Raw genomic sequence first — 25352 nt, forward strand, 5'->3', positions numbered from 1 at the left:
ATGTCCACGAAGCTGTGGCCCCCGCCGCCCTGGCGTTCGTGGACCCTTTCGTCTCAGATCCTCGCGTGGGTCATCTGCATCCTCGTGGTGACCAGCGCCATCGGCGCGTTCGTGTTCGCCGCGGTGAGCAGGCAGGCCGTCGACGCGCAGTACCAGCAGCGCTCGCTCGCCGTGGCATCCTCCGTCGCCCAGATGCCGCAGATCCAGCGTGACGTGACCGATGCCGACCCCCACCACGAGATCCGCATTCTCGCGGAGAACGTACTGAAGGCCACGGGAGCCAGCTATGTGGTCGTGACCGATCGCGGCGGCATCCGGTTCTCGCATCCGAACCCCGACCTGATCGGACAGCGCCTCGAAGAACCTGTCGCGGTGCTCGACGGCAAGACGCACGTCGGCATCGACCCGGGGAGTCTGGGCAGATCCGCCAACGGCAAGGCACCCATCTTCGACGCGCAGCACCGCGTGGTCGGGCAGGTGTCCGTCGGCATCTTGGAGACGCAGGAGGCGGGCGACAACGCGCGCACGGCGGCGCTCATCGCCGGATACTCGCTCCTCGTGCTGCTCGTGGGCACACTCGGCTCGCTCGTTCTGGCTCAACGCATCAAACGCGTGACGTTCGGTCTGGAGCCGGCGTCGATCGCGGCGCTGTTCCAGGAGCGGGAGGCCATGCTGCACGGCATTCGGGAGGGCATGATCGGGTTCGACAGCGACGGCCGCATCACGGTGCTCAACGACGAGGCGCGCCGCCTGCTCGGTCTGCACGCGGATGCCCTGCATCACCGCATCGAGGACGTGCTGCCCGACGGCCGCCTGCGACAGGTGCTCGCCGGCTCGCAGCCGACGGATGGCCGGCCGGCCGAGGACAGCGCGATCCTCACCGAGGATGCGCTGCTCGTCGTGAACCGTATGCCCGTCTCGGTGGGCGGCCGCAACGTGGGCGCGGTGGTGACGCTGCGCGATCGCACAGAGGCGGAGGCGCTGCTGCGCGAGATCCGCGCCATCGACGGGTTGAGCGAGGCGCTTCGCGCCCAGGAGCACGAGTACGCGAATCGCCTGCATGTCATCACCGGCCTCATCGAGCTCGGCGAGCTCGACCAGGCCTCCGGGTACCTCGAGCAGCTCACGCACGCGCCGTCCTCGGTCAACGAAGATCTCAGGGCGCGGCTCGCGCCACCCGAGCTGGCAGCGCTGCTCACGGCCAAGACCGCCGTCGCACGTGAGCGCGGAGTGCGTCTGCTGGTCACCGACGACACGGAGCTGGAGGACGCCGGCATCGACACGCAGACGCTGCTCACGGTCGTCGGCAACCTCGTGGACAACGCGATCGATGCCGTGGCTGAGCACGACGGCGAGCACGAGGTGACCGTGCGCGTCAGAGGTGATGACGGCATCCTGATCGCGGTCGACGACTCCGGGCCGGGCGTGCCCGCGGAGCACGTGCAGGACGTGCTCGTCGACGGCTACTCCACCAAATCGCAGCGCACGTCGTCGCGGCGCGGACTCGGCCTGGCGCTCGTGAGCCGCATGGTGCGCCGACTCGGCGGGGACATCCGCGTCGCACCCGGCCCGGGCGGGCATTTCCTGGTGCGCATACCGCGCGATGGGGCGAAGCCTGCCGCGCAGGTCGGTGCACACGACGCAGCGCACGACGCAGACGATCGGCGCGCTGAGCGTGAGACGCGCGAGAGGAGCGAGACCGCACCGTGACGGACACGATCAGAACGCTCGTAGTCGACGACGACTTCCGTGTGGCGCACATCCACGCCGAACGCCTCGCTCGCGTGCCCGGTTTCGAGTCCGTCGGCGAGGCGCACACGGCCGCCGAGGCTCGGGCGATGATCCGCGACAGAATCCCGGACCTCGTGCTGCTGGATGTCTACCTCCCGGACGAGAGCGGCGTCGCGCTCCTCAAATCGCTGCACGCCCTGCCGAACCCGCCGGACGCCATCCTCATCACTGCGGCCAGGGACCTGCAGACGGTGCGTGCGGCCATGCGCACCGGAGCGTTCTACTACCTGGTCAAGCCGTTCGGGTTCGACCAGTTCGTGCGCGAACTCACGGCGTACAAGGCATGGCGGGAGCAGACGGCATCCGCGTCGCCGGCGGACCAGGCCTCCATCGACGACCTCTTCGCGCTGCAGCGAACGCAGCACGCCGGGCCGCGCCGACTGCCGCCGACCATGGCCAGGGTGTTGGAGATCGTGCAGGCCGCCGGCGCACCCGTGAGTGCCGCGGAGGTGGCCGACGCCCTTGGCATCAGCCGGCCGACGGCTCAGCGCTACCTCAGCGAACTCGAGCGCCGCGGAGCGGTCGAGCTGCAGCTTGAGTACGGATCGACCGGGCGGCCGACGAACACCTACCGGCCGCCGCGGTGATGAACCCGCAGATGCCCTGCGCGACTTCCCGGGCCGGTAACCGGCTACTCCCCCGAGAGTATCCGGACGTACTCCCGGCGCGGCACGACACAAGGGGTCGGCCGAGGACAGAATGAGCGGTGAGCGGGGGAATCCGCTGTCAGTGAGGAGGCACCCATGACAACCGCACCTCGTACACCGGAGAAGCTGATGCGTCGGTCACGCGAAGCGCTCAGCGCCCTGGCCGTTCAGTTCCTGCTCGGGATGGGCGCGAACCTCATCGGGAGTCCTGAGGAGAACGGCGGCACCGCACGTGTGCTGGCCGGGATCATCCTCGGTCTGCATGCCCTCGTCGGCATCGGACTCATCGTCGTCGCCGTGCGGGTCTGGCTCGCGGCACGTGCCGAGCACACGGCCGAACGCTCGGCTCTCTGGGCCTTCATCGTGGTCATCCTGACGTTCCTCGCCGGGATCGCCACAATGTTCACGGGCAACGACTGGCTGTCGTTCCTCATGGCCGTCGGGTTCGTGGCGTCCGCCGCGCTCTACGTCATGACCGGCGCCGCCGCGCTCGCCGTACGACGGTCGCCGGCCGTGCGCTGAGCGCCGTTAACGGGCCTTGCGCCCCGGCTCCGCAATGGAGTCGAGGCGCAAGGTAGGGAGTGCGATCGAACTGATCAGGCGACCGGCTCGGCGTCGAATGCGATGACGTCGCTGATGCGCGCGTCGCCAGCAGCGACATCCTCGAACTGCGCCTCGATCTCGGCGCGACCGAGCAGCTCGGCCATGCGACGGCGACGCTGACGCGGGATGAGCGTCACGACCGTGCCCTGCTTGCCCGCGCGGCCCGTGCGGCCAGAGCGGTGCAGGTACGTCTTGTACTCATCGGGCGCGTCGGCCTGGATGACCAGGTCGATGTCGTCGACGTGGATGCCGCGCGCGGCGACGTCCGTCGCGACGAGCACCGAGACGCGGCCGCTCGAGAGGCGGTCGAGGCTGCGCTGACGACGCGACTGGGTCAGGTCGCCGTGCAGCGACACTGCCGGGATGCCCGCGTCGTCGAGCTGTTCGGCCAGCTGCTCGGCGAACGCACGGGTGCGCGCGAAGATGAGCGTCTTGCCATCGCGGTCGGCGAGTTGCTCGACGATCGCGCCCTTCTCGCGGTGCTCGATGACGAACACGCGGTGGTCGATCGTGCCGGACGCCTGGTCTTCACCGGCGACCTCGTGCACGGCCGGCTCGACGAGGAACTCGTTCACGAGTGCGGCAACACCCTTGTCGAGGGTGGCCGAGAACAGGAGCTTCTGCCCACCCTCCGACGTGTGGCGCAGGATGCGCTGCACCGGCTCGAGGAACCCGAGATCGCACATGTGGTCGGCCTCGTCCAGGACGGTCATGACGACCTCGCTGAGGTCGAGACGTCCCTGCTCGATGAGGTCCTCGATGCGACCGGGCGTGCCGATCACGATGTCGACACCGCGCTGGAGTGCGCCCACCTGGCGGGCCTGCGGCACGCCGCCGTAGATCTGCGTGGTGAACAGGCCGACACTGCGCGCAATGGGCTGCACCGTGCGGTCGATCTGAAGCGCGAGCTCGCGCGTCGGCGCCATGATGAGGGCGCGGGGCTTGCGTCCCATCGTCCTGCGGCCGTTCGCGCGGCCGGATTCCGCCCAGAGCTTCATCAGCCTCTCCACGAGAGGCGCACCGAAGGCGATGGTCTTGCCGCTTCCCGTGCGTCCGCGGCCGAGCACGTCGCGCCCGGAGAGAACGTCAGGGATGGTCGCAGCCTGGATCGGGAAGGGAGCCGCTGCACCGAGTTCGGCGAGCGCGCGCACGATGTTGCCGCCGAGGCCCAGGTCGCCGAACGTCACGCCCTCGACATCGGATGCCTGGATCGCCTCGGCCTCGAGCCGCTCGAGCACGACGTCGTCGTTCGACGCGTGGCCCGCATTGCTCCCGGTCCGCTCGTCGCGCTTCGGGTAGAACGAGGAATCGCGGCGCTCGCGGGGAGCATCCGTGCGGCGGTCGTCTGAGGAGCGGGTCGGACGGTCGTCACCGAAGCGGCGGGGGCGGTCGTTTCCGAAGTCACGGCGCGGACGGTCGTCGCCGTACTGACGGCGGGGACGGTCATCATTGAAGTCACGACGGGGACGCTCACCGTCGAACTGGCGACGGGGACGGTCATCGTTGAAGTCACGACGGGGACGGTCGGCGTCGGATCTGCGCGCCGGCCGGTCGTCGTACTGACGGCGGCGGTCGCCGTCGCCCGAGCGGGGTGCGCGGTCGTCACGGTATGCCGGGCGCTCGCTGCGGGGTGCGCGGTCGTCACGCTGGGGGCGCTCGTCACGCGAGCCGTACGGGCGCTCACCCCGGTACGAACGCGTGTCGTCGCGGTCGCTCCGGTTCGCGCGGTAACCGTCGCGGCGGTCCTGACGCGGGGCACGGTCATCCGACCTGTCGCGCGACGGGTAGCCGCCCTCTGCACGGGCTCCGCCCTCTGCACGGGCTCCTCCGCGCGGACGCTCGGCCGAGAGACCGCGTGATGCGCGCTCGTCGGATGTCCAGCGGCGCTTCTTGGGGGCATCCACTTCGTCGGCAGCGCGGAAGCCGCGGTGGCCGGCGCTGCGGCTTCCCGGCTTGGTCGACGCGGCGCCGAACTGCTTCTTGCCGCCCGACTTCTCGCTGTAGCGGGGGTCGAAATCACGAGCCGGACGTCCGCCGGCAGGCTTCTTGTTCTTGGGCATGAGGATTCTTCTGGGTTGTTCTCGGGTTGCATGGCAGAACCCGCGACACGGCGTCGCGTCCTTGCAGAAACTGCTGACGAGCGGCACCGAGCCGTCCGTATGGCCGTTCACATACAGTGGTCATCCGCCGCGGCGTGCTTCGACGCGAAAGGTGCTACATGCACCGGCGGAACCGGCCTACAGGACTGACAAACCCATCCGCGCATTTCACGCGGTGTCCAAAGCCGACCGAACGAGTCTAGCTGATGTCGCTGGCAGCTCGCTCCACGCGTGCCGCCCGGCGCTTTCGGGTCTCCACTGCCGACTCGCCGAGCAGCGTCAGAACGATCACCGCGACCAGCACCGCAAGCTGCACGAACACGGGTGCGGCTAGCCCCAGAAACACTGTTCCGAGGGCCGCCAAGCCCCCGATCACACGCCACACGACCGCGCCGAGCCGCATCGTCATGCGGTACGCCGCCTCGCCGAACAGGAACAGGGCGATGCCGACTGAGATCAACCAGACGAGTGGCGCGCGGGCGACCGCGAACGAGTCCTCGAGGGCGCCGTGCAGCCCGGATGCCAGAAGGATCAGCCCGACGATCATCACGAGGTGCTCGAAGTAGTACGCGACGACGCCGAGGGTCGCCCGACGCTGCGGCGAGGCATCCTGCATCACCCGCACGGCTCGTTCGTCGTCGCCTGCGAAGTAGCACCACCACAGTGAAGCGATCACGGCGACCGTCGCGACGGCGCCCACGATCAGGGCCGGTCCGACCTCGCGACCGACGAGACCCGCCCCCACCGACACGATCGACTCGCCGAACACGATGATCATCACGAGGCCGTGCCGCTCGACGAAGTGCTCTGGCCCGAGCGCGAACCCGACGCGCGTGGCGATCACGGCAGACGCCGCGAAGAACGCGAACGGCAGCAGGAAGAACAGCCAGTCGAGCGGTCCGGTGACGAATCCGGAGACGATGAGGCTGATCGCCGCCAGCAGGTTGAGGGGCCCGACGCGAAGCATCGTGCGCATGCCGCTCGAGCCGCCACGGCTGATGAAGATGCCGGCGTGAATCACCACGACGATGGCGTAACAGACGCCGAAGAGCATCCCGTACCGACCCCACGCATCGGCGATCGACAGCGACATCACGAGGAAGGTCGCCATCGCCAGGATGAGCAGCAGTCGACTGAGCACGGTCTGCTCGGCCGCCTGGTTCGTGAGCCAGGAGTATGCGTCGTACATCCACCACATGACGCCGACCGTCACGGCCGCCTGCAGCACGGTGACGACCGTGGGATGCCCCACGATGGACCCTGCCACCCGGCCCACCGCGAACACGAACACGAGGTCGAACAACAGCTCGAGCGTCGAGACCCGCGAGGCGACTCGACCGGCACGCGGGAGCACGCCCGCACCCCTCGTCTGCGCCATGGGTCCATTCTCGTTGCACTCGCGACGCCGCCTGCGCCGCACGGCAACGGGCGCGGCCGAGCGCAGTCGCGGCGAACCGTGCGGCTGTTCGCGGCGATCGTGGCGTGAATCGCCCCGGAGTGATCTATGGTCATCACGAACGATTCGCCACTGAAGTCGAAACGCTCAGCCATCATCCCGAATCAGCAAGCGCCCGTGACCAGATCAATCTCCTCGGGGCCGACCAGGCCCCGCCGCCCGCACGCATGGCTCATCGCCATGTGCTCCACCGTCGCCGCGTGCGCTCTCCTCGCCGTCGGGATGCTGGTCGCGGCCCCGGGCGCGCACAGCAGCGGCGTGCGAGCCACTCCTTCGGCCGCCGCGATCCCCGCCGCCGGCTCTCGAGCCGCGGACCGATCAGTGGGCAAGGCGGCGCAGCCCGCAATGGGCATCGACACGTTCGTCGCGCCGGGCGGCATCGGCAGCGTACGCGACCTCCCGTTCGCCGCGGCGCCCGACGGAAGCGCCGTCACGCTCGACGTGTGCACCCCCGTCACTCGCGGTACGCACCGGCCGGCCGTGCTCGCCATCCACGGCGGCGGCTGGATCAAAGGCGATAAGGCAACGGCGGGCAACCGGGCGGTGTGCCAGTGGCTTGCGTCCGAGGGGTTCGTCGCCTTCGAGGCGGACTACACGCTGGGCAAGCAGGGCATGTTCCCCGTGCAACCGCAAGAGCTTCGCAAGGCCATCTCATGGATCCGCCAGCCCGCCACCATTGCCCGCTACGGCCTCGACCCCAAGCGGGTCGCACTCTTCGGCGGTTCTGCAGGCGGCAACCTCGCTGCGCTCCTGGCGACCGAGGGCACCGGGCCGACGGACGGTGGGAGCCGGGTGGCGGCGCTCGTCGATCTCTCCGGACCGGTCGACCTGACGGCGCGCGGTCAGACGCTCGGGCACCCGGGTGCCGCACTTCAGGCCATGGAGCTGGCGTACCTCGGATGCGCGACGTTCACCGACTGCTCTCGCGCCACGGCGGCGTCGCCGATCGCGCACGTGGACTCAACCGACCCGCCCACGTTCATCCAGGCATCCAAGAACGACTTCGTTCCTCATGAGCAGGGCGAAGCCTTCGCCTCGGCGCTCACCAAGGCCGGAGTGCCCGCGAAGCTGCGCCTCGTGCCAGGCGACCGCCACTCGATCGCGCTGCTGGATGCCCCGAGCCGCGCGGCGATCGCGGCCTTCCTGCACCGCTACCTGGGCTGACCCGCCAGGGGGCTGTTACCTTCCCGCAGCCACGACCGTCATGCTTCATGACGATGTCAAGACGAGGAGAGTGACTGGGTGGACGCCAAGCGCGACGACCGGACGATGACAGAGGCCTTCGAGCAGCAGCGTGGCCGCCTGACTGCGTTGGCATCTCGCATGCTGCGCTCGCACACGGACGCCGAAGACGCGGTACAAGAGACCTGGCTGCGCTTCTCGAGGCAGGATGAAGCATCCCTCGACAACGCGGCCGGCTGGTTGACCACGGTGCTGGGTCGCGTGTGCATCGACATGCTCCGCTCGCGCACGGCGAAGGCGGAGACGTCGCTCGACGACCGGCTCGACTGGATCGTCACCGAAGACGACTCGCGCTCGCCGGAGAGGAACGCGGTGCTCGCGGATTCCGTCGGCGCGGCGCTGCAGATCGTGCTGGACACTCTGACCCCCGACGAACGCCTGGCGTTCGTGCTGCACGACACGTTCGCCGTGCCGTTCACCGAGATCGGCGAGATCATCGGCAAGTCGACGGATGCCGCCAAGATGCTCGCCAGTCGCGCCCGCCGCAAGGTGCGCGCGGCCCAGCATCCGACCGACCTCCGCAGGCAACGCGAGGTCGTCGATGCATTTCTTGCAGCGGCCCGGGATGGGGACTTCGAGCGGCTGCTGCAGGTGCTCGATCCCCAGCTGAAGTGGCGCATCCACACGTCGAGGGGCGTGATCGAGCGACACGGGGCCACGGAGCTCGCGCGGCAGGCGCAACGCGGCATGAATGCGCCGGTCACGGCTCGCCGGGTGCTTGTCGACGGTCGCCCTGGCGTGGTCGCCTGGCGTTCCGGTGGGGCGCCGCTCGCAGTCATGCGTTGCACCATCGTGGGCGAGCGCATCGTAGGCGTGGAGTCGCTCACCGATCCGGAGCAGCTTCGCGCCATAGACCTGCCGCCGCAGTCCGCCTGACCGGCTTCCTGCGCTGCACGTCAGTTACCTCTCCCCGCGTCAGTTACCTCTCCGCTCTGACATCCGTCATCACTACGTAACCGGATCAACGCGACTAGAGGAGAAATCGTGGCCCGCATCAATGCGCTCAGCACAACCGTCATGCCCAAGTTCGTGAAATACATCGTGTCGGCGAACCGGGTTCTGGACCAGTCGACGCTGCCGGCGTCCATCGATGAGCTGGTGAACATCCGCGCCAGCCAGATCAACGGATGCGGCGCATGCCTCGACATGCACATCAAGGATGCCGCGGCTGCGGGTGAGTCACCCCTACGGCTGAGTCTCGTAGCGGCGTGGCGGGAGACGACCGTCTTCACGGACGCCGAGCGCGCCGCGTTGGAGCTCACCGAGCAAGCCACGCGCCTCGCCGACGGCCACGGCATCGACGACGCCGTGTGGGCGGATGCCGCTGCTCACTTCGACGATGAGCAGCTGGCTGCCCTCGTGGCGCGGATCTCGCTCATCAACGCGTTCAACCGCATGAACGTGATCCTGCAAGAGAAGGGCGGGAGCTACGACCCCGCGCACAGGGCGGCGGCAATCGCGGCTGCGACCGCCGGGTCCGATCCGGCGCACGCCACGCTGGAACGCGCCGCCGTGTGACCGAAGGGACCGGCCAGCGCCGTTCCGAATCGGTGCGAGCGGCTCCGCCCGCAGGCTCGAGAGAGGGCGGCCCCCTCGATGTTCGTGGGCGATGCTCGCGGCGGAGCCGAGGCTATGCATCCACCGTCGACCGAGAGGCATCCACCGCGGGTCGAGAGCGCGCGAGCTTCGCCGCCTTGCGGGCACGCCGCCTGTCGTGGGCGCCCTCAACGAGGTTGTACAGCGTGGGCAGCACCACGAGCGTCAGCAGCGTCGACGACACCAGACCGCCGATGACCACGATGGCCAGCGGCTGAGAGATGAAGCCGCCCTGCCCGGTGAGACCTATCGCCATGGGCAACAGCGCGAAGATCGTCGCCATGGCCGTCATCAGGATCGGCCGCAGCCTTCGGGATGCGCCGTGCCGCACGGCATCCGGCACAGACAGTCCTCTCCTGCGGTATTGGTTGACCAGGTCGACGAGCACGATGGCGTTGGTCACCACGATGCCGATGAGCATGAGCACGCCGATGAGCGATGCCACGCCCAGCGGAATGCCGGAAACGATCTGCAGCGCGATGGCGCCCGTCGCGGCGAACGGCACGGACACCAGGAGCATGAGCGGCTGCCGCAGCGACCTGAACGTCGCCACCATCACGACGTAGACGATGAGGATGGCCGCCAGCAGCGCGAGGCCGAGTTGAGCGAAGGCCGTTCCCTGACTGGCCGTGACGCCGCCGATCGACGCGGATGCCCCCTGCGGCAGCTTCGCGGCGGCCAGCGCCTTCGACACTTGCGCGTTCGCCGTCGAGAGGTCGTCCGAGTTCGGGGTGGCGGTCACCGTGGCGCTGCGCAGCCCGTGCTGGGTCGTCACCGTGGCAGGCCCCTCGGTCTGCTTCACGTCGGCGAGCGCGCTGAGCGGCTGCGGACCGCGCTGGGTAACGATCTGCACGTTCCTAAGGGCCTGGACGCTAGTCGGCTGGTTCGCGTTCGCAATGTAGATGTTGAGGGTGTTGTCTTTGATCGCAACGGTTCCCACCTGCGTGGGTTGCATCGCCTGCGATACCTGGCTGCCGACCGCGACCTCGCTCAGGCCGTACTCCGCCGCGGTCGCGCGATTCACGTCGACGGCGATGTACGGAAGCGAGGCACTCAGGTTGCTCGTCACCTGGCTGAGAGCGTCGAGCTTCTTCACCTTCGAGACGATGGTGTCCGATGCCTTCTGCAGGTCGGCCTGGGTCGACGCGGTGACGTCGATCTCGATGTCGTTCGATTCGCCGAAGCCGGCGTTCGACGACACGGTGATGTCGCCATGGCCACCGACCTCGCCCAGCTGTTTCTCCACCGTCGCCTGCAGCTTCTCCTGATCCGCCTTCGGATCCGTGGTGATGGAGAACGTGGCGCCGCCCGATCCGCCCGAGAAGGCGTCCCGCAGCGAGCTCCCGCTGGATCCGATCGAGAGCTGCACGGTCTTGATGCCGTCGATCGACAGCAGCTTCTTCTCCACGACCTGGGCCGAGGCATCCTCTGCCTGCAGGCTCGTGCCCGGGGCGAAGGTCTGCGAGACGGTGAGCGTGTTCTGCCCGGTCGAGCCCAGGAAGTTCGTCTTCATGAGCGGTGTCAGCGCGAGCGTGCCGCCGAGCACGAGCACCGCGACGATGATGGTGACGAACGAGTGCTTGAGCGTCCAGTTGATGATGGGCAGGTAGCCCTTCTGGAGCCGTGAAGGATGCTCCAGCTCGTCGTGCCCGCTGGCCACGGCATCGGCTATGGAGAGGTGGCTCGCGTCGTCGTCTGCCGCCTCCGCGTCGGCCGTAGCGCTCTTCTTCGGCCTCGGCGGTCGGAGGAACCAGTACGCGAGCACCGGAACGATCGTGAGCGCGACGAGCAGCGACGACAGCAGAGCGATCGTGACTGTGAGCGCGAAGGGGCGGAACAGCTCGCCCGTCACGTCGCCGACGAACGCGATCGGCAGGAACACGGCGACCGTGGTGATCGTGGAGGCCGTGATCGCACCGGCGACCTCGCGCACGGCATCCACGATCGTCTTCGCCCTGTCGACGCCCGCGACGAGGTGCCGCTTGATGTTCTCGATGACGACGATCGAGTCGTCGACCACGCGGCCGATCGCGATGGTCAATCCGCCGAGCGTGATGATGTTGAGCGTGTAGCCGCTCGCCCACATGCCGATGAACGTGATGAGCACGGAGGTCGGGATGGAGATCGCGGTCACGATCGTCGAGCGGATCGAGAGCAGGAAGATCAGGATGACGATCACCGCGAACGCCAGCCCGAGCAGCCCCTCCTCGGTGAGGGAGTTGATCGACTGCTCGATGAACGGCGCCTGATCGAACACCACGGTGAACTTCGCGCCGTTGCCCAGCTTGTTCTGCAGGTCGGGCACGATCTTGTTGACGGCACGCGACACCTCGACCGTGTTGGCACTCGGCAGCTTCGTGACGGCGATGGTGAGGGCCGGCTTGCCGTTCACGCGCGAGATCGAGGTGCTCGGGTCATCCGTGATCTTCACGGATGCCACGTCACCGATGGTGTGCGCCGTGACCACCTGAGTCGCCGGGGCCTTTGCGGCAGCGGTTTGGCCGCTCGGCAGCTGCGCGGACCCCTGGCCGGTGCCCGCTGACGCCCCTGCGCCGGCCGTTGCACTGCTCGCGGAGGTGGTGACGAGTGGCAGCGACGCGATCTCGTCCACCGACGTGATGGTTGACCCTGCCTGCACCGACAGTGTCTTGTCGTCTTGCGTGATCGAGCCTGCGGGCAGCAGCACGCCGTTCTGACTCAGCGCGTCTTTGATGCTCTGCACCGTGGTGCTCGATGCGGCGAGCTTGGCGGCATCCGGGGTGATGGTGACCCGCTGGCCGATCTGTCCGATCAGCTGCGCATCGTTGACACCGTCGACCTTCTTGAGGTCGGGCAGCACGAGCCTGTCGATGTCGTCGCCGAGCTGCTTGCCGCTCTCATCACCCGTGACGGCCAGTTGGATCACGGGCAGGTCGTCGAGGCTTCCGCTGAGCACCTGCGGGTCCACCGTGTCGGGAAGCGTGGACTTGATGCGGTTGATCGCTTGGTCGAGCTTCTGCTCGGCGGTCGCGAGATCGGTGCCGTACGTGAACTTCGCCGTGATCACCGAACGGTTGGTGCTGCTCACCGCCGACGTGCTGTCGAGGTTCGGCACGCCCTGAATGGCGGTCTCGATGGGCGTGCTGACGTCGTTGTTGACCACCTCGGGCGAGGCACCCTGGTAGCTCGAGACGATGGCCAGCTGGGGGAACTCGATCGACGGAACGAGCTCTTGCTTCAGGTTGAACAGCGCGATGCCGCCGAAGACGGCGGCCACAATGGTGACGAGAGCGATGAGAGCACGGTTCTTCATGCTCAGAACGGCGAGGGAGTGCACGGCCGGGTCCTCAGAGTGATGGTTGCGGAAGCTGCAAGACGTCGGCTGCTTGCACCGCCCGGCCGATTATGGCACCGGCCGCTGAGTGGCCGACCGGAGCCGTCGCCCACCGCTGGTTGAGCGCTGCCGCAGCCGCCGCGGGTAACTCGCGGGGCCGCCGCTAGACGACGGCGGAGAGCATGCCAGGCTCCGGCATCGGATGCTGCGCGACAGCCGACCAGGCGCGCTCGAGCGCGGCGACAGCCCGCTCGACCTGTTCCTGGTTGCGGGTCAGCGGGATGCGCACGAACCGCTCGAACGCCCCGTCCACGCCGAAGCGGGGCCCGGCCGTGATCAGCAGGCCTTCGCTGCGTGCGGCAAGCGCGAGCTGCGAGCTCACCGGTGCTCCGATGTTGACCCAGGCCGCGAGTCCACCGTGCACGTGCGGCACGACCCAGTCCGGGAAGGCTTGGGGCACGATGTGCTCGATGGCCGCACGGCCCGTCGCCAGCGTGGCGCGTCGTTCCTCGAGCACGGTCTCGTAGCTGTCGAAGAGCGCCGTGACGACGAGCTGCTCCAGCACGGGCGTGCCGAGGTCCATGTTGGCGCGCACGGCGCGCAGCCGCCTGATCGTCGAGCGCTCGGCACGCACCCACCCGATGCGCAGGCCGCCCCACATGGTCTTGCTCGCCGACCCGATCGTGATCACCTCCGCACCGTTAGCGACGGCGGCCATGGGCCGCAGCGTGTGCGGGCGGTCGATGTCGAGTTCAGCGGGCGTCTCGTCGACGATCACGACGGTCCCCTGCGCTGCCGCGGCGTCGAGCAGGCGTCGGCGGACGGATGCCGTCATCGATCGCCCGGTGGGGTTCTGGAAGTCGGGCATCAGGTACGCGATCGACGGGCTCGTGCGCCTGAGCACGGATTCGAATGCCTCGACGTCCCAACCGTCGCGAGAGTCGGCGGCGACGGGCGCCGTCACGAGCCGCGCACCAGCCGCACCTATGGCGTCGTACGCATGGGGATAGGTGGGCACCTCGATCAGCGCGCGGTCTCCTCGGCTCACCATGGCGCGGGCGAGCAGCGCAATCGCCTGCTGCGCGCCCACCGTGACGAGGATCTCGTCAGGGTCCGTTGCGAGCCCGCGCTGTGTGTACCGTCGCGCGATCGCCTCCCTGAGCACCGGCAGGCCGACCGGGTCGTACCCCGTGTCGTGCAGGAGCGACGTGAGCTGCTCGGATGCCCGGCGCACGGCATCCGCCATCATCGACGGCGCAGGCAGCGCCGCCTTGGTGAAGTCGAGCAGACCCGGCGCGGGCACGGTCGACGAGGCGGCGCCGCCCGGGAGCGCCGTGCGGGTGCCTGAGCCCTGCCTACTGATCGCGAAGCCCTGCTCACGCAGCCGCTGGTACGCCGCCGTCACGGTCGTGCGACTCACGCCGAGCTGCGCGGCGAGGTTGCGCTCGGCGGGAAGGCGCACGCCCGAGAGCAGCCGGCCGTCGATGACGAGGAGGCGGATGCGATCCGCCAAAGCTTCGTAGGAGGGTCCGGCATCACGCCACTCGCCAAGTAGGTCCAAAAGGGAGCGTGGACTGATCGCGGTGCTGGCCATCAGTCCACTTTAGCCGAATTGGCTATACACTGAAAGGCCAGTTCCGAGATTGGATACTTGTTATGCAGCCAATCTTGATCTCCGGCACCGCAGGCCCCGGCATTGCGGCTTCCGCCGTGCGCCGCTCCGGCTGGCTCGCCGCCCGAGCTGCGAGCCCGGCGCATCGACGCATTCAGCTGCTCGCGGGTCTCTTCCTCTACGGCATCGCGATCGCCACCATGCTGCAGGCCACCATCGGCGTCGAGCCATGGGATGTTCTCGCCCAGGGCATTGCGAAGCGAACGGGAATCCCGTTCGGGCTCGTGACCAACCTGGTGGGCGCCGTCGTGCTGCTGTTCTGGATCCCGCTGCGCCAGCGGCCAGGCCTCGGAACCGTGCTGAACGTGCTGCTGGTCGGACCGTCCGCACAATTCGGGCTCTGGGCCATTCCGCAGCCGGACCAGCTGTGGGCGCGCATCCTGCTCTTCGCGGGCGGTCTCGTGCTGATCGCGGCGGCATCCGGTCTCTACATCGGGGCGCAGTACGGGCCCGGACCGCGCGACGGTCTGATGACGGGCCTCCATGCCCGCACCGGCCGGCCGGTGTGGCTCGTGCGCACGGGCATCGAAGCCGTCGTGCTGTTGATCGGCTGGCTGCTGGGCGGCAATGTCGGTTGGGGCACGCTGGCGTTCGCGCTGTGCATCGGGCCACTCGTGCACGTCGCCATCCCTTTGTTCGCGCTCCGGCTGCCCGAGGCGGCGACCCTCGAGGAGGGCGACACCCGGCTCATCGAACCGGATGCCGCCGCTCGCCGCCGCGAGCCCGCCAGGGAGCGCTGGGCGCTCGGCCCCCGTGACTGAGCAGCCACCCGCGCGCAGATGCGCGCCTAGAGCTGCCGCTCGGCGTAGGCGCGGAACGCCTCGCGTACGTACTCGGCACCCTCGGTGCCGCCGTAGTTTGCGGCGAACCGATCGTCCGCGACGTACATGTCGCCGTATCCGAGCAGTGTCTCGCGCGTGATGGTCACGCCCGTCGCAGGGGACGACGCGCTCAGCCAGTCGACGTGGCGCTGCACGAGCTGCTGCACCCTGGCATCCGCCACGTCGACACCCTCGGCGCGTGCGGACGCGTAACCGGCGGCGATGTCGAGGTGCTCCTGCTGGAACGCCCTCTTCTCCTCGTCGGTCTTCGAGCGCCACCACGCGTCGCTCTTGGCGTACGCGTCCTTTCCCCAGCGCTCCTCGACCTCCTGCTTGTACTGCGTGTGATCGAATCCATCGAATGCCTTATCGGCCATGATCGGCTCTCCTTTCTCCAGTGCCTCGATGGTGGATTCCACGGATGCCGCCTGCCGCGCCAGCCGCTCCTGCTCGCTCTTCAGCCAGCGCAGGTGGTGCCGGAGTGCGGAGGCCTCGTCGGTCTCCCGCTCCAGCACGGCGGCGATCTCGGGCAGCCCGAGCCCGAGCTCGCGGAGCAGCAGGATGCGCTGCAGACGCACGAGCGCACGCTCGTCGTAGTAGCGGTATCCGTTGCCGCCGATGCGGCTCGGCTTCAGCAGCCCGATGTCGTCGTAGTGACGCAGCGTTCGGCTGGTCGTGCCGACCAGCCGCGCAAGCTGCTGAATCGACAACTCGACCGCCTCGGCTTCGTCTGCCACTCCGATCGCTGCGGTGCGGACATCCGTGTCATCCCTCATGACAACGACGCTAGAGGTTTACGTAACGTCAAGGTCAAGCGAGTCGGCAAAAGAACGGAGCGAGGGCGTCAGGACGACTCGTCGGCCGTGCGGAACACGGGCCATGACACCTCGGTGCGGTAATCGGCTTCGCGGTCGGTGTCGAGTGCCGAGACGAGGAAATCCTCCCTGATCGGACCGGTGACGCCGATCGCGCGCTGCGCGACGTAGGAGCCGAGCTCGCCGTATGTGGTGTCCATGTCTGCGTGCGAGCCGACATGCAGCATCACGGCGCTGTCGCCGGCTGGCAACTCCACCCACTCGACACGCCCCGACCGGATGCCTTCACCGCGACCCTCCCGAACGGGCACGAACGCGGTCAATCGCCCTCGCCCCTCCTCGAAGAGCTCCGGATAGAACAGCGTGCCCGGCGCGCCGTGCAGTTCCACGTGGAGCCTGCCGGCCGCCTCGACGAGCTCTCCCAGCGCCGCGAGCAGCCAGGGGCCGACGCGCTCCATGTCGACCTGCTCGTCGATGGCGAGCACGGTCTGGGCCGCCCGGGTGCGGAACGACACCGCGCCGTCACGGTGCCCCTCCGAACCCAGCAGCGCCCGCAGCGAGGCGACGGCATCGTTCGTCTTCGCCAACTGCGCTTCCATGCGCTTCAAATGCGCCGCGATGGTGCGGTTGCGTGATTCGACATCGGGCGACGACACCACTTCGCGCACCTCGTCGATGGGCATGTCGAGAGCACGCAGGCGCTTGACGACCTGTGCGACGGGCACCTGATCGGTGGCATAGCGCCGGTATCCGCTGCTCGGGTCGACGCTGGCTGGCTCGAGCACCCCGACGTCGTGGTAGTAGCGCAGCGCCTTCACCGTGAGGTGCGTCATGCGCGAGAAGTCGCCGATGGAGACCAGGGATCCCGTCACGTCGTCGATCCTGCCAGGGCCGGCCGACATGCCGCTCGACCGGGCGTGGCCTTCCAGCGCTGCCTCTGCGACAGAGGTGCGGACCCGTGCGGAACCGAGGAAAGCCGCGGCGGTCATCGGGCACCCGTCCTCGGAAGCAGTGCGGTGAGCGCGAGCGTTGCGACAGCGATGCCCGCGAGCGGAATGAGGCTCGCGGCAAAGGCGAGCGCCGGTCCGACCGCCGCGACCACGCCGAAGAAGACCGTGCCCACGACTGCCACGCCGATCGAACCTCCGACCTGCTGCATGGTCGACAGCACGCCGGAGACGATCCCGGCCTCCTCCTGCGTCGCCGTCGCGAGCACGAGGCGAGTGGACGGGGGGATGCTCAGACCCTGCGCCGCCCCGCACAGCACGAACCCGACGAGCAGCCACGCCACATCGCCGCCGGTCATCGCCACCGAGGCGAGCGCAGCGAAGCCGGCCAGATTGCACATCGCGGCCGCCACGAGCACTCCGCGCCCGAGGCGCTGCGCGAGCCGCGGCGCGAGAGCGACGGCTGCGATGTACGGAATGGCGAGACCGAGGAAGATCCCGCCCGACTCGAGCGCGGTGAGGCCTCTTGCCACCTGCAGGTACATGGTGAGCACCAGGTAGAAGGATGCCTGCCCGCACCAGAACACGAGCTGCCACAGCATTCCGAAGCGGAAGGCCGGCGTACGCAGGAGCATTCTGGGGAACAGCGGCTCACCACCGCGCACCTCGAGACGGCGCTGCTGTGCGAGGAATGCGGCGAGAACGACGGGCACGCACGCGAAGCACACCCACACCCACGGCGCCCATCCCGCGTCGCGGCCTTCGATCAGCGGAAGGACGAGCGCGAGCACGGCGGCCGTCATGAGCACCATGCCTGCGATGTCGAGACGATGCACCACTCCCCGCGTCGCGGGCACGACGAGCGGAGCGAGCACGAGGGCGAGCAGCCCGATCGGAATGTTGATCGCGAAGATGCTGCGCCACTCCAGGGCGAACGGGTCGCCTGCGATGAGGAGTCCGCCGATGATCTGGCCGGCGGCGGCACCGACGCCCAGCACTGCCGCGTACAGCCCGATCGCCCTGGCTCTCGCCTGGCCGTGGAACAGGGATCCGATCATGGCGAGCACGCTCGTAATGACGAAGGCGGTCGCCATGCCCTGAACGAGACGACCGGCGACGAGCACTCCTGCGTCGGGGGCGGCGGAGCAGAGCACGGATGCCGCGGTGAACGCGCCGATGCCGAACAGGAATGCCCTGCGCCGGCCATATCTGTCGCCCAACCGCCCCGCAACGAGCAGGCACGATGCGACGCCGAGCGAGTAGGCGGCGACCAGCCATTCGAGGTCTCCGGCAGTCGTGTGCAGGTCCGACTTCATCGACGGCAGCGCGACATTGACGATGAAGAAGTCGATCGCAGTGATGAACGTGCCGATGAGAAGGGCGGAGAGCGCCCGCCAGGGCGGACGGGCTTCGATGGGATCGGGCAGGCCGACCGCGGCCGACGCAGAGGCCGGCACGACCGGGGCTGTGGAACCGATGACGGTGTCGTTGGTTGTCATGACACCGTTCTCGAGCCTCCCCCGAGGGGAGAGTCAAGCGTCTGCGAAAAGAAGGCGCAGACCGCCTGGTCGGCCGCCGCGTCGGGCCGTCAGGACGGCAGCGCGGCTCCCGGAAAGCCGGATGCCTCGTGCACCTCTGCCACGAGCACGCCTGCTGCGACGGCGGGGTCGGCCTCGATGATCGCGGCAGTCTCCTCGGGCGAGCGGTCGAACACACCGATGCCGGCCATGTCGCTGCCGTCGCGTACGGGAAGCACGACGGAGAGGATGCCGGCATCCCCCAGCTGCATGTTGCGTCTGCCGTGCTCCCAGATGATCGACCGCGCCTCAGGGCTCTCGTAGTTCGGTCCGTGCCGTAGCACCACCACCGAGTACCGGCGAACGAGTGCGAGGCGCCTGCGCATCTCGTCGTCGTCGACGTTCGGAAGCTCCGGCAGCGCGGGCCGTCGCTCGTGATCGCTCATCGCGCCACCTTCTCACTGCCGCCCGATGCGCCCGTCATCGCGTCGGCAACGGGCTTCGTGCCTTCCACTGCCTCGACGAAGCGCGCGAGGATCGCATCCCAGCCGCGGCTGAACGAGCCGCCCAGATAGCCGCCTGGCAGCGCGCAGTCTTCACGCAGTTGCTGCTCGCTCAGACTCTCCCAACCCCGGTGCTCGAGCTCGACCCGCGTGCGGTCGGATGCCTCGGCCACGAACCGCAGCTCCACCTCGGTCGGAACGCCCGTCACGTTCCACGTCATCGCGAAGCGTTCCGGTGGCGCCCAGTCCAGCACGACACCCCAATCCCGCTCCGTGCCGTCGTGCCACGTCTCGTACACGCGGCCTCCGAGCACGCGCTCGAAGGTGACAGATGCCACACGGTCCTCGCCCATCGAGAACGGGCGCAGCGGCCACCAGCGGTCGATCGTGCGCACGAACGTCTCGAAGACGACCTCGCGGCCTCGGCGAACCACGATGCTCTTGCGGATCGGAGGGCGCTCGAAGGCGAGCACCGCGGCGTCGCCCGGTGCGGCATCCTCCTGGCTGCTCATCGACCCGCCTCGATCCCGTGCTGCGGGATGCCGTCGGTGGCGGCGTCCGTCTCGTCGGCCTCAGACTCGACGATGCTCGCGGCATCCGCAAGGGCAGAACCCCAGAGTTCATCGAGGAACCGGCGCAGCCCTCTCAAGCCTTCGGCTCGAGTGCGGTACAACCTTCGGGTGCCGTCGCGGCGCTCGGTCAGCAGGCCGGCATCCTTCAACACCGTCAGATGCTGGCTGATCGCCGGGCGCGACACGTCGAACGACTCCGCGATCTCGCCCGCGCTCAACTCGGTGGATGCCACGAGGCGCAGAATCTCGCGCCGTCGCGGCTCTGCCACCGCGCGCAGCACCGTCGTATCCGTCGCCTCGGGCCACCCAGGATCTGCCGCGGCGCCGGTCGCCGATTGCGCGCCGGCCACTAGGCCCACAGTCCGATGGGCGTGCCCTCGGGGTCGGCGAACACCGCGAACGAACCGAAGCCGTCTGGCAGTTCGGTCGGGGGCACGAGAGCCGTGCCCCCGAGTTCGGTGGCCTTGTCGAGGCACGCCTGCAGGTCGTCCACCCGCACGTAGATGGTCGTGCGCGGGCCGCCGCCGTCTTCTGGGTGGCCGATCCCGCCGGGTATCGCTGCCTCGCCAGACTGCGTGTCGATCAGTGCATATCCGCCCCCGGCGGGCTGTGCCGTCCATCCGAGCAGTTCGCTGTAGAACCGAGTCGCCCGCTCTGTGTCGCGTGCCGTGATCTCGAACATCGCTACCGGCTGTCCCATGATTCCTCCCTGAATCGAGCCTTCTGTCGATCACTGCTTACGTTAGTGCTTGCTAACGATGAGGTCAAGCCGCTCGGTTGCGCGCCGCCGCGGAGACTCGCGCGGCGGGGCGTCCAGGCAATCTCCGCGGAACGTTTGCAATCCCAGGGAACGCGATATATCGTGTGTTGAGAAGTCGCGATATATCTCGATCCACATGGGAATCACACGGCTTCTCCACAGACATCGAAGTGCGCCACATCCGCAGCCCGGAAGGCGCCGACCGTCCCGAGGGACGGCGAGGAGAGAAGGGAACCGACATGGCACAGGAACGCTGGCTCGTGATGCCGGGCGAGACGAAGACGATCGACTTCGAGGTGGTGCGCAAGCTCAAGGTCGGGCTGATCGGCGGCCAGGTCGACGTGATCGGGCACGACGAGCCGACCGCTCGCGTCGAGGTGAGCGAGGTCACCGGCAAGGAGCTGAAGATCTCTATCGACGGCGACACGCTCGATGTCGACCACCCGCAGTGGCGCTGGGACAACTTCATCGACGTGTTCCGGTCATGGCGCGACAAGGCGAGGGCCGATGTCACCATCCTCGTGCCGAGGGACGTCGAGCTGAAGCTGGGCGTCATCTCGGCGACGGCACTCGTCAGCGGCCTGGTCACCGACGCCAAGCTCAACACGGTGAGCGGCGAGATCACGGCCGACGGCCTCGTCGGCGACCTCGACCTCAACACGGTCAGCGGGGAGCTGACCGCGCGGGACCACCGCGGCGAGGTGACCGCGCACACGGTCTCAGGCGACATCACGGTCTCAGGCAGCGTGCCGAAGTTCAGCGTCGACAGCGTGAGCGCCAACATCTACCTCGACCTCTTCGACATTCCGTACGAGGTGACGACCAACACCGTGTCGGGCGACGTGACGATGCGGCTCGACGAGAACGTGGGGGTGCGCTACCGCCTCAACACCGTGAGCGGTGTCGCCCACCTCGACGGAACCACCATCGTGCGCGGCTCCATGGGCAGGACCTACACGCACCAGACCGGCTCTCTCGAGGGACGCTGGCTCGACATGTCGGCGAGCTCCGTCTCTGGGAACATCTCGGTCGTGCGCCGGCCGGCGGGTGCGACGAGCTCGTCGACGAGCACCACGGACGCCTCGGACGGCGCCGCATGACGCCGGCCGTGTTCTCGCACGGAAGCCTCCGCCTCTACCTGCTGAGCCTCCTCGACGAGTCGCCGAGGCACGGTTACGAGCTCATCCAGGCGCTCAGCGATCGTTTCGGCGGAACGTACAGCCCGAGTGCGGGCACCATCTACCCCCGGCTGGCGAAGCTGGAGGAGGAAGGGCTCGTGACCAAGAGCACCGTCGGCCGCAAGACGGTCTACGCGATCACCGATGCGGGGCGCGACGAGTTGCGGCAACGGGCATCCGAGCTCGGCGACATCGAGAACGAGGTGACGGACTCGCTGCGCCGCATGGCCGACGAGGTTCGCGCCGGCGTCAACCAGGCGATGAAGAGCCTAAGGGCCGACCTCGCCGCCGCGGCGCGCGAGGCGAAGCAGGATGCCCGCAGCACGGCGCCAGGCCACCCGGATGCCTCGCCCGACCCGCGCGCGGAGTCACGCCTCGCCCTCCGCGAGGCCGAGAGCGTGCTCAACGAGTTCCGTCAGCTTGTGCGGGCGGACCTGCGGCAGGCATCCATGCGCGACGGCATCCCGACCGGTGCGATCGCCGCATTGCGAGAGGGGCTCGGGCGCCTGCGGGAGGACCTGCTCGGCAGGCTCAACGGTTAGCCGTCGTTGCGCCCGGGCGGTCTCGGTTCACCCACCGGTGTTCGGTTGCACGCCTGCGAACACGCTCGCGTAGTCCGATAGCCACGCCCAGTGGTCGATCGGCCAGCTCACCAGCACGGCGCGGCCGACGACGTCGCTCTGCGGCACGAATCCGTGACCGGGTAGGCCGCGATTCAGGGAGGAATCCTTCGAGTTGTAGCGATTGTCGCCCATCACCCAGAGGTCGCCTCGTGGCACGACGACGTCGAAGTGCACTGCAGCGGCGTCCGCTCCGCCTGGGAGCGGGTCGTTGAGGGCGATGTACGGCTCTTCCAGCGGTGAGCCGTTGACGACGAGCTGGCCTAGGCCGTTGCAGCACGACACCCGATCTCCCGGCAGGCCGATCACGCGTTTCACGAGGTCGTCCGAGGTCTTCGGTGCCGCAAGGCCGACATCCGTGAGCGCCTGCATGACGGGATTCGCCGCCACCCCGTCCTTCGCGGATGCCGGCAGCCATCCGCCCGGGTCCTGGAACACGACGACGTCGCCGCGATGAATCGGCACGACCGTCGGCACGAGCTCGTTGACGACGATCAGATCGTCGACCCGAAGCGTGTTCTCCATCGATCCGGACGGTATGTAGTACGACCTCACGACGAAGGTCTTGATCAGGAACGAGATCAGAACGGCGACGACGACGATGATCACCACGTCGCGTGCGAACGTGAGCGCCCGCCGCCTGATCGAGGGGCGGCTCTTGGACCGTTGGCTACGCCCTGAGCCCCTGACGCGTTCGCGCTCAGGCGACGGTAGTACTGACATCCGGCTCCTTCACTAGACCTTCGTCTAGGTCTTAGGGTAAGCCACAGCGAGACCGCTCGGGTAGTCCGGTGGGCTACCTCCGATGGCGGACGGCGACAGCGACGATGTGCCTGGAAAGCCGCGGTATGGCGGGCGATTCGTCTCCGACTCCGAACGTGCGCCGATACAACGCTGTGCGTTGCCTTTACGGGGCGACGCACCGGCTTGACAGGCATTAGCCAGGTAGTAGTGTCGACCCTCGTGACTACAGAGGGGAGGGTTCCCGGGCTAGACGGTCGCTCCGCAAAACGGTGGCTGATCGGGGAACCTCTACCCAGCGAAAAGCTCGAGGGCCAGCTCCTTCCGAAGCACCTAGCCCTCCCGATCTTCGCCAGCGACGCACTCTCGTCCGTGGCATACGCACCGCAGGAACTCATGATGGTGCTCCTGATCGGCGGCGTGGCCTTCCTCTCCTACTCCCCGTGGATCGCTCTGGCCGTCGTCGTGCTGCTGCTCACAGTGGTGGCTTCGTACCGGCAGCTGGTCAAGGCGTATCCATCGGGCGGGGGCGACTACGAAGTCGCACACAAGAACCTCGGCGAGAAGGCAGGCGTCGTCGTCGCATCCGCTCTGCTCGTCGACTACGTGATGACGGTCGCCGTCTCCGTCGCCAGCGGCGTGGACAACATCATCTCCGCACTGCCGGAACTCAGCGGATTCCGGGTCGAACTGGCCGTCGCGTTCGTGGCGCTCATCGCCGCGATGAACCTCAGAGGCGTGCGAGAGGCGAGCAAGGCGTTCGCCATTCCCACGTATGCGTTCATCGCCAGCATCGCCGTCATGATCATCGCGGCGCTCGTGCGAACCGCGGTGGGTGCGGCGCCCGTGGCGGAGTCTGCGCACTACCAGGTCAGGGCCGAAGGCGTCGCCCAGGCGGCGATGATTCTTCTGCTGCTGCGGGCGTTCTCGAGCGGATGCTCCGCCCTCACCGGCGTCGAGGCCGTCGCCAACGGAGTGCCCGCCTTCCGCACGCCGAAGATCCGCAACGCTCGCACCACGCTGCTCATGATGGGCGGCATCGCGGTGTTCCTGTTCGCGGGACTCATGCTCATCTCGCTCATCGCAGGCGTGCATTACGCAGAGAACCCGTGCGACCTCATCGGGTGGAAGCAGTGTGCGACGCAGCCGCAGCGGTCGCTTATCGCGCAGCTGGCATCCGCCACGTTCGGCAACAACTCGATCCCGTTCTTCATCGTGCAGGCGGCCACTGCGGTGGTGCTGCTGCTTGCCGCCAACACGGCGTTCAACGGATTCCCGTTGCTCGGCTCGGTTCTCGCGCGCGACTCGTACGCGCCGAAGGCTCTCTCAACGCGCGGCGACCGCCTGGTGTTCTCGAACGGTGTGATCGCGCTCGCGCTCGCTGCGATCCTGCTTCTGATCATCTATCAGGCGAACCTGACCAACCTGATCCAGCTGTACATCATCGGCGTCTTCGTCTCGTTCACGCTCGGCCAGTCCGGCATGGTGAAGCACTGGATCACGCTGCTGCGAGGCGGTGCGCGCGAGCGGGTGAGCATCATCCGTTCGCTGTGCATCAACGCGTTCGGGGCCGTGCTCACGTTCAGCGTGCTCGTTGTGGTGACCATCACCAAGTTCACGCACGGCGCGTGGCTCGTATTCATCATGATGCCCGTGCTGTTCCTGCTCATGCTCGGCGTGAACAGGTACTACCGCGACGTGGCCAAAGAGGTCGAGGTGGATCCGACCACCACCTTCGGCTCGAGCGGCGACCACGCCGTCGTGCTCGTCGGCAAGATGCAGAAGCCCGTGCTGAAAGCGCTCGACTACGCCATCGCCGCCCGGCACCAGTCGATCGAGGCCGTGCACATCTCGGTCGACGAGGAGTCCACGGAAGCGCTGCAGAAGCAGTGGCGCGACATGAACATCCACGTGCCACTGACCATCATCGAGTCGCCATACCGCGACTTCGGCATCCCGCTCATCAAGTACATCAAGCACCGGCGCGAGGAGCACGGCTCCGAAGTCACGACCGTCTATCTGCCGCAGTACATCGTCGGCCACTGGTGGGAGAGTTTCCTGCACAACCACCGGGCCCGCCGCATCTCGAAGCAGCTCATGCTCGTGCACGGCGTGACCATCGCCCTCGTGCCGTGGCTGCTGGACTCCTCCGAGCTCATCTACGGACGTCGCTCGCGGCCGCTGCCCGGACAGGACCGCCGAGGCGAGCCGATCCGCGCCGTCCCGCGCCGTCCTCTCGCTCCCGCAGCGCCCGGCGGAGCGGGACGCGGCAGGAGGGATGCCTCCACCACGGCCCCGACACCGACCGAAGCCTCCGGTCAGGCAGATGCGCAGTCCCCCGCGCAAGGCGAGCGCAAGACACCCACGCACGCCAGCCACCGCTGAAGCACACCTCGCGTTTCACCTGCAGAAATGGCGAGCACGGGCGCCCCAACGCGCCATTTCTGCAGGTGAAACGC

The 25352-nt window shown here is 68.1% G+C and carries 22 protein-coding genes; 10 read left to right on the plus strand and 12 right to left on the minus strand.

The genetic code is table 11. The annotated features are described in order from the left end of the window. The 3 genes from ACO2Q7_RS08930 (at nt 1) to ACO2Q7_RS08940 (ending at nt 2960) form a co-directional block, all read left to right on the plus strand. Nucleotides 1–1710: an ATP-binding protein gene (locus ACO2Q7_RS08930; protein WP_423355254.1), complete on the plus strand. Its 1710-nt coding sequence runs from the start codon at nt 1–3 to the stop codon at nt 1708–1710. Then, entirely contained in the window at nt 1707–2378 is a 672-nt protein-coding gene (locus ACO2Q7_RS08935; RefSeq protein ID WP_423355255.1) for a response regulator, read from the plus strand. Before ACO2Q7_RS08930 ends, ACO2Q7_RS08935 begins: the two co-directional genes overlap by 4 nt. A gap of 156 nt (nt 2379–2534) precedes the next feature. Beyond that, nucleotides 2535–2960, plus strand: coding sequence for a hypothetical protein (locus ACO2Q7_RS08940; RefSeq protein ID WP_423355256.1), 426 nt, complete (start codon nt 2535–2537; stop codon nt 2958–2960). Nucleotides 2961–3034: 74 nt separating this feature from the next. On the opposite strand, the gene ACO2Q7_RS08945 is transcribed toward ACO2Q7_RS08940, so the two are convergent. Both ACO2Q7_RS08945 and ACO2Q7_RS08950 read right to left on the minus strand, forming a co-directional pair. Next, entirely contained in the window at nt 3035–5101 is a 2067-nt protein-coding gene (locus ACO2Q7_RS08945) for a DEAD/DEAH box helicase (RefSeq protein ID WP_423355257.1), read from the minus strand. Between the two features lie 238 nt (nt 5102–5339). Next, nucleotides 5340–6518: a low temperature requirement protein A gene (locus ACO2Q7_RS08950; RefSeq protein WP_423355258.1), complete on the minus strand. Its 1179-nt coding sequence runs from the start codon at nt 6516–6518 to the stop codon at nt 5340–5342. Between the two features lie 195 nt (nt 6519–6713). On the opposite strand from ACO2Q7_RS08950, the gene ACO2Q7_RS08955 reads away from it, so the two are divergent. The 3 genes from ACO2Q7_RS08955 to ACO2Q7_RS08965 all read left to right on the plus strand — a co-directional run bounded on the left by ACO2Q7_RS08955 (nt 6714) and on the right by ACO2Q7_RS08965 (nt 9356). Beyond that, a complete protein-coding gene (locus ACO2Q7_RS08955; protein ID WP_423355259.1) occupies nt 6714–7760 on the plus strand; it encodes an alpha/beta hydrolase fold domain-containing protein in 1047 nt (348 codons plus the stop codon). 105 nt (nt 7761–7865) lie between these two features. Further along, nucleotides 7866–8714, plus strand: coding sequence for a sigma-70 family RNA polymerase sigma factor (locus tag ACO2Q7_RS08960; protein ID WP_423355260.1), 849 nt, complete (start codon nt 7866–7868; stop codon nt 8712–8714). Between the two features lie 108 nt (nt 8715–8822). Continuing rightward, nucleotides 8823–9356 carry a carboxymuconolactone decarboxylase family protein gene (locus ACO2Q7_RS08965; protein ID WP_423355261.1) on the plus strand — a complete coding sequence of 178 codons (534 nt, stop codon included), beginning with the start codon at nt 8823–8825 and terminating at the stop codon, nt 9354–9356. A 112-nt stretch (nt 9357–9468) separates the two neighbouring features. Here ACO2Q7_RS08965 and ACO2Q7_RS08970 read toward each other — a convergent pair whose 3' ends face one another. Beyond that, nucleotides 9469–12750: an efflux RND transporter permease subunit gene (locus ACO2Q7_RS08970; RefSeq protein ID WP_423355262.1), complete on the minus strand. Its 3282-nt coding sequence runs from the start codon at nt 12748–12750 to the stop codon at nt 9469–9471. Between the two features lie 160 nt (nt 12751–12910). After that, nucleotides 12911–14341: a PLP-dependent aminotransferase family protein gene (locus tag ACO2Q7_RS08975; RefSeq protein WP_423355263.1), complete on the minus strand. Its 1431-nt coding sequence runs from the start codon at nt 14339–14341 to the stop codon at nt 12911–12913. Nucleotides 14342–14403: 62 nt separating this feature from the next. Here ACO2Q7_RS08975 and ACO2Q7_RS08980 point away from each other — a divergent pair, with 62 nt between their 5' ends. Next, nucleotides 14404–15180, plus strand: a complete 777-nt coding sequence (locus tag ACO2Q7_RS08980) for a YczE/YyaS/YitT family protein (protein WP_423355264.1) — start codon at nt 14404–14406, stop codon at nt 15178–15180. Between the two features lie 26 nt (nt 15181–15206). On the opposite strand, the gene ACO2Q7_RS08985 is transcribed toward ACO2Q7_RS08980, so the two are convergent. From ACO2Q7_RS08985 to ACO2Q7_RS09015, 7 genes are all read right to left on the minus strand, one after another. Further along, complete coding sequence (locus ACO2Q7_RS08985; RefSeq protein WP_423355265.1) at nt 15207–16016, minus strand: MerR family transcriptional regulator; 810 nt, start codon at nt 16014–16016, stop codon at nt 15207–15209. Between the two features lie 68 nt (nt 16017–16084). Continuing rightward, nucleotides 16085–17044 carry a MerR family transcriptional regulator gene (locus ACO2Q7_RS08990; RefSeq protein ID WP_423355266.1) on the minus strand — a complete coding sequence of 320 codons (960 nt, stop codon included), beginning with the start codon at nt 17042–17044 and terminating at the stop codon, nt 16085–16087. Continuing rightward, complete coding sequence (locus ACO2Q7_RS08995) at nt 17041–18501, minus strand: MFS transporter (protein ID WP_423355267.1); 1461 nt, start codon at nt 18499–18501, stop codon at nt 17041–17043. The genes ACO2Q7_RS08990 and ACO2Q7_RS08995 overlap by 4 nt, the downstream gene beginning before the upstream one ends. Nucleotides 18502–18590: 89 nt before the next feature. Continuing rightward, nucleotides 18591–18965 carry a hypothetical protein gene (locus tag ACO2Q7_RS09000; RefSeq protein ID WP_423355268.1) on the minus strand — a complete coding sequence of 125 codons (375 nt, stop codon included), beginning with the start codon at nt 18963–18965 and terminating at the stop codon, nt 18591–18593. Then, nucleotides 18962–19534, minus strand: coding sequence for an SRPBCC domain-containing protein (locus ACO2Q7_RS09005; RefSeq protein WP_423355269.1), 573 nt, complete (start codon nt 19532–19534; stop codon nt 18962–18964). Before ACO2Q7_RS09005 ends, ACO2Q7_RS09000 begins: the two co-directional genes overlap by 4 nt. After that, a complete protein-coding gene (locus tag ACO2Q7_RS09010) occupies nt 19531–19944 on the minus strand; it encodes an ArsR/SmtB family transcription factor (RefSeq protein WP_423355270.1) in 414 nt (137 codons plus the stop codon). The genes ACO2Q7_RS09005 and ACO2Q7_RS09010 overlap by 4 nt, the downstream gene beginning before the upstream one ends. Beyond that, nucleotides 19944–20294, minus strand: coding sequence for a VOC family protein (locus ACO2Q7_RS09015; RefSeq protein ID WP_423355271.1), 351 nt, complete (start codon nt 20292–20294; stop codon nt 19944–19946). The genes ACO2Q7_RS09010 and ACO2Q7_RS09015 overlap by 1 nt, the downstream gene beginning before the upstream one ends. Before the next feature lie 299 nt (nt 20295–20593). Between ACO2Q7_RS09015 and ACO2Q7_RS09020 the strand changes: the two genes are divergently transcribed. Both ACO2Q7_RS09020 and ACO2Q7_RS09025 read left to right on the plus strand, forming a co-directional pair. Further along, entirely contained in the window at nt 20594–21454 is an 861-nt protein-coding gene (locus tag ACO2Q7_RS09020) for a DUF4097 family beta strand repeat-containing protein (RefSeq protein WP_423355272.1), read from the plus strand. Further along, the gene (locus ACO2Q7_RS09025) at nt 21451–22074 is read left to right on the plus strand and encodes a PadR family transcriptional regulator (protein ID WP_423355273.1); all 624 of its coding nucleotides are present in this window, start codon (nt 21451–21453) and stop codon (nt 22072–22074) included. The genes ACO2Q7_RS09020 and ACO2Q7_RS09025 overlap by 4 nt, the downstream gene beginning before the upstream one ends. 27 nt (nt 22075–22101) lie before the next feature. Here the strand turns inward: ACO2Q7_RS09025 and lepB are convergent, their stop codons facing one another. Then, a complete protein-coding gene (gene lepB, locus ACO2Q7_RS09030; protein WP_423355274.1) occupies nt 22102–22875 on the minus strand; it encodes a signal peptidase I in 774 nt (257 codons plus the stop codon). 294 nt (nt 22876–23169) lie between these two features. Here lepB and ACO2Q7_RS09035 point away from each other — a divergent pair, with 294 nt between their 5' ends. Then, on the plus strand, nt 23170–25278 hold the full coding sequence (locus ACO2Q7_RS09035) for an APC family permease (protein ID WP_423355995.1): 2109 nt from the start codon (nt 23170–23172) through the stop codon (nt 25276–25278). Nucleotides 25279–25352 lie beyond the last annotated feature (74 nt).

It is taken from the genome of Rathayibacter sp. KR2-224 (assembly GCF_049446075.1).
Taxonomy (GTDB): domain Bacteria; phylum Actinomycetota; class Actinomycetes; order Actinomycetales; family Microbacteriaceae; genus Humibacter.

Excerpts from the sequence above, each read along its gene's own strand:
- ACO2Q7_RS08930 (WP_423355254.1), top strand. The coding sequence starts at position 1 with ATGTCCACGAAGCTGTGGCCCCCGCCGCCCTGGCGTTCGTGGACCCTT.
- ACO2Q7_RS08940 (WP_423355256.1), top strand. The coding sequence starts at position 2,535 with ATGACAACCGCACCTCGTACACCGGAGAAGCTGATGCGTCGGTCACGC.
- ACO2Q7_RS08945 (WP_423355257.1), bottom strand. The coding sequence starts at position 5,101 with ATGCCCAAGAACAAGAAGCCTGCCGGCGGACGTCCGGCTCGTGATTTC.
- ACO2Q7_RS08950 (WP_423355258.1), bottom strand. The coding sequence starts at position 6,518 with ATGGCGCAGACGAGGGGTGCGGGCGTGCTCCCGCGTGCCGGTCGAGTC.
- ACO2Q7_RS08960 (WP_423355260.1), top strand. The coding sequence starts at position 7,866 with ATGACAGAGGCCTTCGAGCAGCAGCGTGGCCGCCTGACTGCGTTGGCA.
- ACO2Q7_RS08975 (WP_423355263.1), bottom strand. The coding sequence starts at position 14,341 with ATGGCCAGCACCGCGATCAGTCCACGCTCCCTTTTGGACCTACTTGGC.
- ACO2Q7_RS08980 (WP_423355264.1), top strand. The coding sequence starts at position 14,404 with ATGCAGCCAATCTTGATCTCCGGCACCGCAGGCCCCGGCATTGCGGCT.
- ACO2Q7_RS08985 (WP_423355265.1), bottom strand. The coding sequence starts at position 16,016 with ATGAGGGATGACACGGATGTCCGCACCGCAGCGATCGGAGTGGCAGAC.
- ACO2Q7_RS08990 (WP_423355266.1), bottom strand. The coding sequence starts at position 17,044 with ATGACCGCCGCGGCTTTCCTCGGTTCCGCACGGGTCCGCACCTCTGTC.
- ACO2Q7_RS08995 (WP_423355267.1), bottom strand. The coding sequence starts at position 18,501 with ATGACAACCAACGACACCGTCATCGGTTCCACAGCCCCGGTCGTGCCG.
- ACO2Q7_RS09000 (WP_423355268.1), bottom strand. The coding sequence starts at position 18,965 with ATGAGCGATCACGAGCGACGGCCCGCGCTGCCGGAGCTTCCGAACGTC.
- ACO2Q7_RS09005 (WP_423355269.1), bottom strand. The coding sequence starts at position 19,534 with ATGAGCAGCCAGGAGGATGCCGCACCGGGCGACGCCGCGGTGCTCGCC.
- ACO2Q7_RS09015 (WP_423355271.1), bottom strand. The coding sequence starts at position 20,294 with ATGGGACAGCCGGTAGCGATGTTCGAGATCACGGCACGCGACACAGAG.
- ACO2Q7_RS09020 (WP_423355272.1), top strand. The coding sequence starts at position 20,594 with ATGGCACAGGAACGCTGGCTCGTGATGCCGGGCGAGACGAAGACGATC.
- ACO2Q7_RS09025 (WP_423355273.1), top strand. The coding sequence starts at position 21,451 with ATGACGCCGGCCGTGTTCTCGCACGGAAGCCTCCGCCTCTACCTGCTG.
- lepB (WP_423355274.1), bottom strand. The coding sequence starts at position 22,875 with ATGTCAGTACTACCGTCGCCTGAGCGCGAACGCGTCAGGGGCTCAGGG.